Raw genomic sequence first — 13,035 nt, forward strand, 5'->3', positions numbered from 1 at the left:
GATAGTTGCTTAGCCGGTTGTTTTTGGTCCTGAATAAACGTGTCGTCAAAAACGGAAACGCTACGTTTATAATAGACCTTTTTCTTGTCCTTTTGTTACACTTTTTCGGCAAGAAATTCGAAATAAACCAGCTTTAAACAGAAAACAGAACGAGAAACGAGCGGAATTATTTAACCGCTATGGTCTCTATTTCAACGAGCACACCCAGCGGAAGCTCTCTGACAGCAAAGGCCGCCCGTGCCGGTGGATTTTCGGCATAATACTTCCCATACACCTCATTCATCGCCTTGAAATTGGCCATGTCGCTCAGCAGGCAGGTTGATTTAACAACATCGCCGTAGGTATAGCCGGCTGCTTCCAAAATGGCTCCAATGTTTTTCATCACCTGCTCAGTTTGCTCGGCAATGCCACCTTCTACCACAGTTGCCGTAGCCGGATCAAGTGGCACTTGGCCTGAAACATACAAGGTTCCGTTAACTTCTACGGCCTGACTGTAAGGGCCAATCGCTGCAGGGGCATTTGTTGTTGAAATTATTCGTTTCATGATTCAATCGTATTTGGGATTAAAAATTTTTCTTCTTTCATTTCGCTTTTAGCACCAATCTGCCTTTGGGAAGCCAATCCATTTGTGCCAATGCTGAAATTAGTCATACAAAGAAACTAATTTTGATTCATTTATTTCCGGAAGATGTTTTCGGGGCAAACTCCAAATAATTCAGTTTGTTCAAAAAGGTGCTATTCGTCTTATTTTGTAAGCAATTGATCCAGTTCAAGGATTGTGTCCAGCATTAACGATGGCTCTGATAGCGAAGGATAAGAACCTGCGTAAGGGTAACCATTTAAGCAATAATCTCTCGCCTGCAGCGTTTCCCGGGATAAAGAAGTAAGACAAATCCCTGGTCTCACGCGTCCGCCCATGATGTAATTATCACCTTCAATATAAATTGCATAATCCAGTTTTACCTTATTCCCAAACTTCTTCTTCAAACTTACGACACTGTATTGAATACTTTCAACCGGCACCTCAAGTTGGTAACTTCGCACCGTGTCGGTTTCAAGATGAACAGTCATATATTCGCAAAACAGCGTGTGCTCATAAGGTAGGGCATTTTCGTTCTTCGTCTCTACAAAAACAATCAGGCTGATCTCAGAATTTCTAACCAGAGAATCATTTTTTAAGCTCAAAGTAAATTTGAGTGAGTCTATTTTATAATCTTGGTTTTTGGGAAGAGTTACAGCAAAATTTTCGATCAACTCTTTTTCTTCATACTTAACCCTTTGCTTCTCTAAAAACTCTTCTACAGCGGCCCTTGCCTTCTCACGCTTCTTTTTATCCACTTTGTTGTACACATAAATTGAAGTCACAACCAACATAATTCCACCCAAAACGCTCAGGATTCCCGTTAAAGAACTGACCGGCAGAATCTTTTTAAAGATTGCTGCACCCGCCCAAACAAGCAGCCAAATAATGGTAAGCAAAACCATGATATAGCGTGGAGATAACGAAAATGCCTCCCCTTTATCGCTGCTAACAAGTGTAAGTACTACAAGTACAATTGAAACTATTAAAAAGATCCTGTGCATAATTATTGATCTATTGGTTTATTTTGAACTGCCTTGGCAATGTTTGAACCAACCAGCTCATTTACTGCATACCAAATAACATTTATGGTGCTTCAGCAATAGCGAACTAAATAATTTTTACGATCTTTTCAAAACAAACGGCAAAAACCGTCGAGCACCACTCCATAATTTCTGCAAGCACTGCTTATCAACCACGAAAGGAGAAAACAACTTCTCTTCGGACGACTTCGCTTGAAAAAATTATGCGCTTAGGCAGAAGTATCCAGCCCAGCCTCGTTTCATCCAAACTTGTTTTCGTATTTTTAGGCCAAATTTTGAAAATATGGCAACTGAATCCATCCAACAGAGAATCCAACAACTTCGGCAGGAGCTCGAAGAACACAACTATAAATACTATGTCCTTTCCTCACCTGTAATCAGCGATTATGATTTCGACATGAAGCTGAAAGAACTGGAAAAGCTGGAACAGGAACATCCCGAATTTCAGGATCCTAACAGCCCAACACAACGTGTAGGCAGCGACAGCAACCAGGAATTTACCCAGGTGGCTCATAAGTACCCCATGCTATCCTTAAGCAACTCGTACTCGAAAGAAGAATTACTGGAGTTTGACAACCGCATTCGTAAACTGATTGGCGATGAGTTTGACTATGCCTGTGAGCTGAAATTTGACGGTGCCTCACTCAGTTTGCTCTACGAAAATGGGCAATTGGTGCGGGCTGTAACCCGGGGTGATGGCGAAAAAGGAGATGATGTTACCGCCAATGCCCGAACCATCCGAAGCATTCCCTTAACGCTTAAAGGAAAATCGTACCCTGAATCGTTCGAAATTCGCGGAGAAGTGGTACTTCCCTTTCAGGTGTTTGCCGAACTAAATAAAGCACGGGAAGAAGCCGGAGAACAGTTGTACGCCAATCCTAGAAACACGGCTTCCGGCTCGTTAAAAATGCAAAACTCATCCGAAGTAGCTAAACGAAAGTTGGATGCCTATTTCTATTATTTGCTGGGAGAAAACCTCCCCGAAGACGGACACTACGAAACCCTGCAGGAAGCCGGTAAATGGGGGTTTAAGATTTCAGAACATACCCGCAAGTGCAGCAGCATGAACGAAGTGCTGGAGTATATCAGCTACTGGGATACGGCTCGTTTCGATCTTCCGGTAGCTACCGACGGCATCGTTATTAAGGTTAACTCACGTCGTTTGCAAAACAACCTGGGTTTCACAGCCAAATCGCCACGCTGGGCCATTGCCTATAAATTTACGGCTGAGCAGGTCAGCACCCGGCTTGAGTCGGTTAGCTACCAAGTAGGGCGTACCGGTGCTGTTACCCCGGTGGCAAACCTCAGTCCGGTGTTGCTGGCAGGCACCACCGTTAAGCGAGCCTCACTACACAATGCCGATATTATTGAAAAACTGGACTTACACCTCGAGGATATCGTTTTTGTTGAAAAAGGAGGGGAAATCATTCCTAAAATCGTTGGCGTTGACCAATCGGCCCGAAAGCCAGAAGCTCAAAAGATTCAGTTCATCGAAGCCTGCCCGGAGTGTCATACCCCGCTGGTTCGTCGCGACGGCGAAGCGGCACACTATTGCCCCAATGAAACCGGATGTGCGCCACAAATCAAAGGTAAAATTGAACATTTCATCAGCCGCAAGGCAATGGATATTGATGGACTGGGTCAGGAAACCATTGAGCTCCTTTTCAATCAAGGGCTTATCGGCAACAGTGCTGACTTGTACCAACTTGAAGTCGGGCAACTGTCTACGCTCGAACGCATGGGCGAAAAATCAGCCAATCGTATTTTAAAGAGCCTGGAGCAGTCCAGGGAAATTCCCTTCGAACGGGTTCTTTTTGCACTGGGAATCCGATTTGTGGGTGAAACGGTAGCCAAAAAGCTGGCCAACAAGCTGGTGGACATCGACACCATTACCAACTCAAGCTATGAACAACTGGTTGAGATTGATGAAATTGGTGGCAAAATAGCTGAAAGCATCCGTTTGTATTTCGAAAACGAGTCGAATCAACAACTCATCGCAAAGCTCAAAGCTCAAGGGCTTCAATTCAAGTTACATGAAAGTAGTTTGGAAGGACGAACCAACAAATTGGAAGGACTGAGTATAGTTATATCAGGAACCTTCGAAAAACATTCGCGTGACGAGCTGAAAAAATTGATTGAACAGCACGGTGGCAAAAACGTGGGCTCCATCTCCAAAAATACGTCTTACCTTCTAGGAGGTAACAATGTAGGCCCATCTAAAATTCAGAAAGTTGAAAAATTAGGTATTCCAATTCTTTCAGAAGATGAATTTTTGGCCCTGATTAACTGATTTTGAGACAGACTGGAAAAGTTAAAGGAAAGGCAAGCAGAACGAGCAAACTTTTATCAAACAAGTTTTTACATTTGGTTTGCTCCGACTCGTTGTATCAAAAACAAATTGTTATTTTTGCCTCAGGCTATGAGTATAAAAAATCAATTCATCACCTGGTCATTAAAACGTAAGCAAAAACAGCTAAAGCGAACCATTCGGTTCCTTAATCTGAAGCAGGTTAAAACAGCTGGCATTCTTTGGAAGTCGGATGATGCTAAGGCGTTTAAACAGCTCAACGAGCAACTCAACGAGCTTGGCATTTCAGTTAGCAATTTGTGCTTTTCAAACCAGCCAGGATCCGTTGGTGGTGAAGTGTTTTTTTGCCCGGACGATTTTTCCCTGTTTGGCAAAATCAAAAAAACAGAAATTGGTCGCTTTATAGACCAGCCTTTTGATTTGCTGTTAGATATCAGCCTATGCCCTGGGATTGAAATGCAGTACTTACGATGCTTGTCTCGAGCCCGTTTCAAAGCTGGGTGGAGCCATGCAGAACCCAATTACTTTGATTTGAGCATTGACATTCAAGACCGTAAAGACCCCAGCTACCTGGCCGAACAGCTAATTTTTTATTTAAATGAACTAAATAAACCATCATTGGTTAAGCAAGAAGTATAAAGTAATCTATAATAAACATAACATGACACACCCGTTTAAAGGAGCCGGAGTTGCTTTGGTAACTCCTTTTAAAGAAGATTCATCCATTGATTTCAACAGACTTGAAGACCTTGTGGAAGATCAGATTAGCAATGGCATGGACTACCTGGTGGCTCTCGGAACAACTGCCGAAACACCCACCTTGTCGTTACAGGAACAAAAAGAAGTGGTTGACTGCATCAAATCCAAAACAAACAAACGGGTTCCACTGGTTCTGGGCATGGGCGGCAACGACCCATACAAAATTATGCAAACCATTCAGCAAACAGATTTCACCGGTATTGACGGAATTCTGAGTGTGACCCCTTACTATAACAAACCCTTGCAAAAAGGATTAATTGAGCACTTCAAACTGGTTTGCAAAACCAGCCCCGTGCCCGTCATCCTGTACAATGTACCTTCGCGTACCGGTGTAAACATGGATGGAAAGACAACGGTTGAAATTGCGAAAACCTGTCCCAACGCCATCGCCATCAAAGAAGCTTCCGGTATTTCATCGCAAGTTTCGCGCATGGTTAAGTACGCCCCCGAAACGTTCGGAGTTATTTCAGGCGACGATGTTTTGGCATTGCCCACCATTGCCGTAGGAGGCATTGGCGTTATTTCGGTTATTGCCAACGTGCTGCCCGGAAAACTCAGCCAACTCATTCACTTGGCCAATAATGGCCAGTTTGCTGAGGCCCGCGAACTGCACTTGCAAATGCTTGATTTATTTAAACTTTTGTTCCGCGAGGGCAATCCTGGCGGCGTAAAAGCAGCCATGGAAATTACTGGTAAGCTTAAAAACATTGTTCGTTTGCCGCTTGTTCCGGTCAGCAAAAAACTCTATACTGAAATTGAAACTGAACTGAAGAAATTGCTTTAAGAAAAGCATCCCATATTCAAAAAAGACTCGTCCATGTGGCGAGTCTTTTTTGTTTGCAAAAGCTATTGGCATTGGCAGGGTCTCTCTTCAAAAAATTGAAGCCTAATCGTAATCAAAATTCCAATTTTTTAATGAACTTTGGACAACATGAAATCCTATAAGCTCCATCAGAATGATCAAGTCGTACACAGCTGGGAAGAGTTGTGTGAAGAAGTTTACCATGACTCGTGGAAACCACACTTGAGCCGTTATCGTTCCGACTATGCCTTTCGGGGCCTTTCCGATTCAAACTATGAGCTAAAAAACAGCTTTCTTCGTAATTGCGGCCACCGCCCCGAGCTGGAGTACCACTTGCTGCGCAATTTTCGAAAATACAGCCTGTCCAAAGACGCACAGCTTAGCGCTTCATTTTGGCGTTCGCTGGTGATGGCGCAACATCATGGCCTCCCCACCCGCTTGCTCGACTGGACCTATTCGCCATTTATTGCCATGCATTTTGCCACCGCCAACACCGAAAAATTCGACCTCGACGGCGTAATCTGGAAAGTGGATTTTGTAAAAGTAAACCAGATGGTTTCGGAGCCGCTGAACCACTTGCTGTGCGAAGAAAAGTGTAATGCCTTTACTGTTGAAATGCTGGAAGAAAGCATCATGTCCCTATCCGACTTTGACAAGAAGATGGATAAAGAACAAGTCATTTTCTTTGAACCCCCTTCCATCGATCAACGCATTGTCAACCAATACGCTTTTTTTTCGGTCATGAGCCAATCGACCAGCATCCTGGATGAATGGCTGGTAAACCACCCCGAACTCTACCGACGCATCATTATTCCGAAGGAATTAAAATGGGAAGTACGCGACAAGTTGGATCAGGCAAATATTACCGAACGGGTGCTATTCCCTGGGCTTGACGGATTGGCCACTTGGCTAAAACGGCATTATAAACCCGTTCCAAATGATGGAATGGAGGATTAAATTCGAACCCCGGCCTTACAAATATTTTTTCAGACTTTGGCTAAAAGCACTGTTCTCGTTGGAGAGTGCTTTCCTGTAGTGAGGCTTTAATTCTTCGGGCCCGTTTTCAACCAAATAGGAATACGAGGTGAAATTGAGCAAATCCAAATCGTTATAATCATTGCCTATTCCAAAGGTCATGTCATGCTGAATTTGCTTCTGTTCACACAAAAACTTCACAGCATTGCCTTTCGATACATCTTTGTGAAAAATTTCCATCCAAATATAACCAGTCTCCAAGGGCGAACTGGTGCGCACCACTTTAATATCGTCAAACTGGGCCTCAAGTTGTTGCTTGGCTTCTAGAAACGCTTCCAAATCATTGGGGAAAATAACCAAAAACTGGCAGGCATCGCTATCCAGCTGTTGATTGACAGGAAGCTCTTCTGAAACGGAATTATGGAAGTCAAAATAACGCTCAAACTCTTCACACGCCTGACTTCCGCGGTAAAACCAACAACGAAAGTTTTCAGGAACTGCACGAAAAAGGTGAAAGTTCATGTCACGATCAATCAAAAAACGAACAATACCTTCGGTGGTCTCACGCTTTAAGTTCTGCCGAAAGACCAGCTCCCGGTTTTTCCAGTCATAAATACCGGCTCCGGAAGAGAAAGCCACATAGTCGAAAGGCAAATGGTCGGGCAGCACTTCAAGCACTTTCTTGAAGTTACGGCCGGTAGCAACCACGCGCAATACTTCTCGTTCACCCAACACCTGCAGCATTTGAATATCTTCGTCACTGATCGACTTGTCATCTTTCAAAAATGTGCCATCCAAATCGGTGGCCACCAATCGAATATTTTTCATCATTTCAATCCAATAATTGATAACTACTCATTTGTACCGGGGCATTTAACGATGGTAAAACTTTTTCCAGCAAAATCCCCTCTGTCGCTCGTCCATTGTGTCCAAAGGTGGCGCGCACGCCCAAGGCAATGAACTGCACGGCCCGATCAAGCGCTATCGGCAAACTGTCGCCCTGCAGCAACGAACCAACCATAACACTGGCAAAGGCATCGCCGGTTCCCGGATAATGAGCCGGGATGTAATCGCAACTCACCCTCCAAAACCGGTTGTCTGTTTGATTAAATGCCACAACCGAAGTATTGTTATTTTTCATTTGGTCGGGCACACTGGTGATTATGACTTTATTGGGGCCCATTTCGGCCAGTCGCCGGGCCCATTGCTTAATCTCCGACAACTCAATTTCCGGTTGATGCACTTCGCCAAGTAAAAATGCCGCTTCAGTCAGGTTTGGCGTAATCACATCAGCCAAAGTCACCAGCTCTTTCATTTTATCCACCATAGCCGGCGTGTAAGCCGAATAAAGCGCACCATTGTCACCCAGCACCGGATCAACAACAACCAGCGGTTGATTGCCCGAAAAATCATGGATAAACTGCTTGACGGTATCCACCTGTCCGGCGGATCCCAGATAGCCTGAATAAATGGCATCAAAATCAAGACTCAAGCGTTTCCAGTGATCAATCATGGGCTGCAGCTCATCGGTCAGATCAATGGCGTGCAAATCCTTGTAAGCACTGTGTGATGACAAAACAGCTGTTGGCAACGGACAAACCTGAATTCCCATGGAGGAAAGAATCGGAATGACCACGGTTAATGAGGCACGACCGAAACCACTTAAATCATGAATTGCTGCTACCCTTGGAACTGAATTTCTCATTACTGGTTGGCTTACATTTATCTGATTATAATCTTTTCATTCTAAACAATTGACAGGCAAAAAAGATGAGGATGCAACGATTTCACAAAACCTCTGCTGCCTGTTTCAATCGTATCTCAATTTAGTTGACTTCAACAATGGTGATTCCGGCACCGCCAAACTGGACGTGCTCATCACGATAGGATCGGACAACAGGATCAGCTCCCAGAAAGTTACGGATCATTTCCCGAAGAATACCATTTCCTTTCCCGTGCAAAATACGAAGCTCATGCACATCCAGCATAATTGCCTCATCTAAAAACGCCTGGATATTGGTAATCGCTTCTTCGGCCCGCTGGCCGCGAACATCAATTTCGGGTTTGAACGTATTTCGCTTTTCCGACAGTTTTCGGTGGACATTGGGCAGGGTTCTGTTGGTGCCGCGCAATTCTTTCTTTGCTTCATTATTGCTCACCTTCTGCAGCTTTTTGCGGCTAACCGAGGTTCGCAACTGTCCAAAGGCTACCACCACATTCTTATCGCCTATTTCCAGAATTTCGCCAATACTGTTTTGGCCCTCAATCTTCACTTTATCGCCAGGCTCCAGCTCATCCTTCGCTTTTTTAGGCGTCACTTTCGGTTTCTCCTTTTGCTCCGGACGACGTTGGTTGCGACGATTTTCCTTATCCTTCAGCTTCTGAATCTTTTTATTGATCCATTCGTCGTTTTCTTCTTCCGGCTCTTCCACCGCTTCTTTAAAGGTTGCCAGCTGCTTCCGAATGGCTTTGGTTTTTTCCTTTTCAGCCTGGCTTTCCCGGATTTCACGAATGGTATTCTCTACTTTTTTGTTGGCTTCAGCCAATACACGGGCAGCTTCTTCTTTAGCTTCAGCAATAATTTGCTTGCGCTGTTTACCCAGTTCACTCAGGTCCAGCTCATATTTTTCGGCCAGTTCATCCAAACTGCGCTCCACCTTTCGGATACGCATACGCTTGGACTCCCAATAGCGTTTATCGCGCACAATGTCGCGCAGGTGCTTATCAAAATTGATGTGGTCCTTCCCGACCTTTTCGGTCGCTTCCTGCAAGATTGACTCCGGCATCCCGATTTTACGGGCAATTTCGAAAGCAAAAGAACTTCCGGGCTTCCCAATCTGCAATTGAAAGAGGGGTTCCATTCGGTGGTTATCATAGAGCATAGCTCCATTTTCGATCCCCTCAGCTGACGAGGCAAAATGCTTCAGATTCGTATAATGCGTTGTAATCACCCCAAAAGTTCGCTCTTTATTCAACTGGTCCAGAATGGCCTCGGCAATAGCCCCACCAATCATTGGCTCTGTTCCGGTTCCAAACTCATCAATCAGCACCAGGGTTCGGTCATTCGCAAATTTCAGAAAATGTTTCATATTCATCAGGTGCGAACTGTAGGTACTCAAATCATTTTCGATGGATTGTTCATCGCCAATATCAATAAAAAGCTGATCGAACACCCCGGCTCGGCTGGTTTCATCAACCGGAATGAGCAAACCGCACTGCAACATGTACTGCAGCAAACCAACGGTTTTCAGACAAACCGATTTACCTCCGGCATTGGGCCCCGAAATCAATAACAAATGTTTTTCCGGATTCAACTCAATATTCAATGGAATAACCGGGCGCTTTTCACGCTCCAGGGTGATGCGCAACAAGGGATGAACCGCTTTCTCCCATAATAGCAGCGGACCTGCTTCCATGAAGGGTTTTATGGCATCCATTCGTTGGGCCAAACGTGCCTTTGCCCGAATTACATCAACAGTTCCCAGGAAGTCATACAAGCCAAATAACTCGTTCAGGTAAGGACGGATATCATCTGAAAACTCAATAAGGATACGCACAATTTCTCGCTTTTCAGCATACTCCAGTTCCCGAATTTCATTGTTGATCTCCACCACTTCTGCCGGTTCAATGTAGGCTGTTTTCCCGGTGGCAGACTCATCATGCACAATCCCATTCAATCGCCTTTTCATTGCCGAAGAAACCGGGATGACCGGACGCCCGTCGCGAATGGAGACTGAAGTATCCTCGTCCACCAGTCCATCGCGCTGCGCTTGCCTCAGAATGCTGTGCAGGCGTTTGGATACATTGCTTTGCTTGCTCAGTAATTCTCTACGAATCCGCCCCAGTTCGGGCGAAGCCTGATCCTTAATCTTTCCGTGTTGGGTTATGATCTGATCAATTCGATCTTTTAGGTATGGGAACACCTGAACAGGACGAACCAGTGCTTTCAGGTTCGGATAAAGTTCTTCCTTTTGCTGACTCAGAAAACGAACAATTGCTGTAATGGTTTCCAAGGATCGTTTCAAGTCAAACAACTCATTCACTTCCAAAAAACGTCCTTCCGTTTGAATTTTGGCAAGCGATTGACGCAAATCAAAATAATAATTGGTTGGGAAATTGTCATTTTCCGCCATCAGCCGCATAAATTCATCGGCATAAGCCAATTCTTGCTGGATGGTATCAAAGTCCGTTAAAAAGTCTATTTCATCCACCCGGTCTTTTCCGAGCGATCCCAGACAATTCTCTTTAAGTAAGCTTCGAACCCGATCGAAACCAATTTTTGATTCAAAATTTTGAGGATATATTTTTGCCATTACCTTTAATTGTTCGGCAAAAATAGAAAGATGTGAGGTCTAACAATAGAATCTCAGTTAAAATCTTTTAGGATTTGCAGAAATTCATGAACCCGAAAAGGTTTCAGCATGCAGGCATTCATCCCCGAATCGATACAGGCTTTCATTTCCTGATCGGTATCACTTCCGGTCAAAGCAATGATGACGGCTTGGTTTTCAAGCGCCTGTTCCTTTTCGTAATTCCGAATCTTTTGAGTGGCTTCATAGCCATCCATAATGGGCATCCGACCATCCATCAAAATAATGTCGTAATGCTTCTCACAGTACATTTTGTAAGCCTCCATTCCATTCTGGGCTGAATCAATTTCACCCATCGTGTTTTTCAAGGACATGGTAACAACCCGCTGATTGATTGGGCTGTCATCAACTACCAAAAGTGATAGTTTATCTAAATCATTTTTCATACTTATCAAAAAGAATATGACAAAAATAGACTAATTAATGATTCCAACTATTTTTCTCCAAAGAAATCGGAATACTCTTTCCAGAAGGAATTCACTTCTGACTTCATTTCTTTGCGTAACATCAAAATTCCAAACAAGTTAGGAATCGTCATCATGGCTATGGTAATTCCTGAAAATGTCCAGACAATGGTTGTGTCCATAAAAGAGGCCACAAAAAAACCAAGCACATAGACCATCCGGAAATAAACAACCCATTTTATTCCGAAGAGAAAAGTTACGGCCCTCCCTCCATAGTAAGACCAGGAGATAGCTGTGGAAAAAGCAAACAACAACAAGCCAATAGCCACAATATAGCGCCCGGAGTCGCCAAACCAACTTTTGGTAAACGCTTCTGTGGTCAGCGGTGCACTGTGTATCAAAGACTTTCCGACAATCTCAATCCTATTATCCAGAGGAATATGTCCTTCCATTACCGGGAGTCTGCCAGAAAAAACGCCGCCATCTTTATGCACAAGCACTTCATCGGCCACCGAGCGGGCATGCAAAAGGGTTACCTCAGTGATAATTTTACCATCAATCACTTCCAGGTCGCCCGTAAACAAAGGTAGTTCTCTCTTTCCCAGCAAAAAATCAGCAATTTGCTCCCTATCCGACTCCTCACCTTCATCGTAAAAACCGGCCAGTACCTCCAAATCAGCTTCCTGAAACTTATTTTCCATTTTTTCGGTCCAAACCCCTGATGACAGAATCACCAAACCGGTTAGCATACAAATGATAATCGTATCAATGAATGGTTCCAGCAGAGCGACTAAACCTTCCGAAACCGGCTCGTGTGCTCTGGCTGCCGCGTGAGCAATAGGTGCAGAACCTTGTCCGGCTTCATTGGAAAACAAGCCCCGATTAACCCCCCGGTTGAAGGCGAAAGCAAAACTAGCTCCTAAGAAGCCACCCGCTGCTGAAGTACCCGTAAATACATCGCGAAAAACGGCAACAAAAGAAGGAACAATATTTTGGTAATTATAAAGGATAACCGCAACGGCCCCGACAAAATAAATTACTGCCATAAAGGGCACCAAGCGTGAAGTAACCTTGGCAATCCGTTTGATTCCGCCAATGATTACAAACCCCAGCAACAAGGCCAAAACCGCACCAGTCAAAATTTTATTGATGCCAAAGGTGGCATGCACCGAATTGGCTATGGAATTAATTTGCGGCAAATTTCCGGTTCCGAAGGACGAAAAAATAGTGGCCACGGCAAACAGGCCTGCCAGCCATTTCATATTCAGGCGATTTTTCATGTAATACATCGGACCGCCAGCCATTGTTCCATCCGCTGCTTTTTCCCGATACTTGTGCGAAAGAGTTACTTCCACAAACTTCGTTGTCATTCCTAACAAGGCAGTAACCAACATCCAAAACAGGGCAGCCGGTCCGCCCAAATGAATGGCCAGAGCCACACCAGCAATGTTTCCGGTTCCCACCGTGCCGGAGAGTGCCGTGGTTAAGGCCTGAAAATGTGAGGTGTCGCCTTCATCACCTTCGCGGTCAAATTTTCCGCGCACGATGCGGAAAGCAGATTTGAGGTATCGAAATTGTGGAAATCGTAAGTAAAAGGTGAAAAACAGGCCTGTACCCAGTAAAAAGAAAACAAACCACTGGCTTCCGCCGATATATCCGTCAATAAGAGAAAGGAGATCGTTCAGTTTATTCATAGTTGCCGTTTAGCTTAGGGCACTAAATATAACACATCGTTTGCTTTTGTTAAAATTAAATAGCAGAAACCTGTTATTTTCTTCAAATCGTAACATTAAA

General features: G+C 44.3%; 11 protein-coding genes. 4 read left to right on the forward strand and 7 right to left on the reverse strand.

The features are described from left to right. Positions 1–166: 166 nt before the first annotated feature. The gene (locus tag ACRD6K_RS13840; RefSeq protein WP_299578091.1) at positions 167–544 is read right to left on the reverse strand and encodes a RidA family protein; all 378 of its coding nucleotides are present in this window, start codon (positions 542–544) and stop codon (positions 167–169) included. A 200-nt stretch (positions 545–744) separates the two neighbouring features. Next, positions 745–1,584: a hypothetical protein gene (locus ACRD6K_RS13845; RefSeq protein WP_430973710.1), complete on the reverse strand. Its 840-nt coding sequence runs from the start codon at positions 1,582–1,584 to the stop codon at positions 745–747. A 322-nt stretch (positions 1,585–1,906) separates the two neighbouring features. Between ACRD6K_RS13845 and ligA the strand changes: the two genes are divergently transcribed. The 4 genes from ligA to ACRD6K_RS13865 all read left to right on the forward strand — a co-directional run bounded on the left by ligA (position 1,907) and on the right by ACRD6K_RS13865 (position 6,449). Beyond that, complete coding sequence (ligA, locus tag ACRD6K_RS13850) at positions 1,907–3,913, forward strand: NAD-dependent DNA ligase LigA (protein WP_430973711.1); 2,007 nt, start codon at positions 1,907–1,909, stop codon at positions 3,911–3,913. Positions 3,914–4,042: 129 nt separating this feature from the next. After that, complete coding sequence (locus ACRD6K_RS13855; RefSeq protein ID WP_430973712.1) at positions 4,043–4,570, forward strand: DUF6913 domain-containing protein; 528 nt, start codon at positions 4,043–4,045, stop codon at positions 4,568–4,570. A 22-nt stretch (positions 4,571–4,592) separates the two neighbouring features. Then, a complete protein-coding gene (dapA, locus tag ACRD6K_RS13860) occupies positions 4,593–5,474 on the forward strand; it encodes a 4-hydroxy-tetrahydrodipicolinate synthase (RefSeq protein ID WP_299578088.1) in 882 nt (293 codons plus the stop codon). 147 nt (positions 5,475–5,621) lie between these two features. Then, positions 5,622–6,449, forward strand: coding sequence for an FRG domain-containing protein (locus ACRD6K_RS13865; RefSeq protein ID WP_299578087.1), 828 nt, complete (start codon positions 5,622–5,624; stop codon positions 6,447–6,449). A 15-nt stretch (positions 6,450–6,464) separates the two neighbouring features. Here ACRD6K_RS13865 and ACRD6K_RS13870 read toward each other — a convergent pair whose 3' ends face one another. From ACRD6K_RS13870 to ACRD6K_RS13890, 5 genes are all read right to left on the reverse strand, one after another. Continuing rightward, positions 6,465–7,298, reverse strand: coding sequence for an HAD-IIB family hydrolase (locus ACRD6K_RS13870; RefSeq protein WP_299578086.1), 834 nt, complete (start codon positions 7,296–7,298; stop codon positions 6,465–6,467). A 1-nt stretch (position 7,299) separates the two neighbouring features. Next, the gene (locus ACRD6K_RS13875) at positions 7,300–8,172 is read right to left on the reverse strand and encodes a pyridoxamine kinase (protein WP_430973713.1); all 873 of its coding nucleotides are present in this window, start codon (positions 8,170–8,172) and stop codon (positions 7,300–7,302) included. Between the two features lie 121 nt (positions 8,173–8,293). After that, positions 8,294–10,780 carry an endonuclease MutS2 gene (locus ACRD6K_RS13880; RefSeq protein ID WP_430973714.1) on the reverse strand — a complete coding sequence of 829 codons (2,487 nt, stop codon included), beginning with the start codon at positions 10,778–10,780 and terminating at the stop codon, positions 8,294–8,296. A 53-nt stretch (positions 10,781–10,833) separates the two neighbouring features. Continuing rightward, on the reverse strand, positions 10,834–11,223 hold the full coding sequence (locus tag ACRD6K_RS13885; protein ID WP_430973715.1) for a response regulator: 390 nt from the start codon (positions 11,221–11,223) through the stop codon (positions 10,834–10,836). A gap of 47 nt (positions 11,224–11,270) precedes the next feature. Beyond that, positions 11,271–12,935: an alanine/glycine:cation symporter family protein gene (locus tag ACRD6K_RS13890; protein WP_430973716.1), complete on the reverse strand. Its 1,665-nt coding sequence runs from the start codon at positions 12,933–12,935 to the stop codon at positions 11,271–11,273. Positions 12,936–13,035: the final 100 nt, after the last annotated feature.

The sequence above is a fragment of the Sunxiuqinia rutila genome (genome assembly GCF_050589705.1).
In the GTDB taxonomy this organism is placed as follows: Bacteria; Bacteroidota; Bacteroidia; order Bacteroidales; family Prolixibacteraceae; genus Sunxiuqinia; species Sunxiuqinia rutila.

Coding starts and splice junctions, on each gene's coding strand:
- ligA (WP_430973711.1), top strand. CDS start 1,907: ATGGCAACTGAATCCATCCAACAGAGAATCCAACAACTTCGGCAGGAG.
- ACRD6K_RS13840 (WP_299578091.1), bottom strand. CDS start 544: ATGAAACGAATAATTTCAACAACAAATGCCCCTGCAGCGATTGGCCCT.
- ACRD6K_RS13870 (WP_299578086.1), bottom strand. CDS start 7,298: ATGATGAAAAATATTCGATTGGTGGCCACCGATTTGGATGGCACATTT.
- ACRD6K_RS13885 (WP_430973715.1), bottom strand. CDS start 11,223: ATGAAAAATGATTTAGATAAACTATCACTTTTGGTAGTTGATGACAGC.
- ACRD6K_RS13845 (WP_430973710.1), bottom strand. CDS start 1,584: ATGCACAGGATCTTTTTAATAGTTTCAATTGTACTTGTAGTACTTACA.
- ACRD6K_RS13875 (WP_430973713.1), bottom strand. CDS start 8,172: ATGAGAAATTCAGTTCCAAGGGTAGCAGCAATTCATGATTTAAGTGGT.
- ACRD6K_RS13890 (WP_430973716.1), bottom strand. CDS start 12,935: ATGAATAAACTGAACGATCTCCTTTCTCTTATTGACGGATATATCGGC.
- ACRD6K_RS13855 (WP_430973712.1), top strand. CDS start 4,043: ATGAGTATAAAAAATCAATTCATCACCTGGTCATTAAAACGTAAGCAA.
- ACRD6K_RS13865 (WP_299578087.1), top strand. CDS start 5,622: ATGAAATCCTATAAGCTCCATCAGAATGATCAAGTCGTACACAGCTGG.
- dapA (WP_299578088.1), top strand. CDS start 4,593: ATGACACACCCGTTTAAAGGAGCCGGAGTTGCTTTGGTAACTCCTTTT.
- ACRD6K_RS13880 (WP_430973714.1), bottom strand. CDS start 10,780: ATGGCAAAAATATATCCTCAAAATTTTGAATCAAAAATTGGTTTCGAT.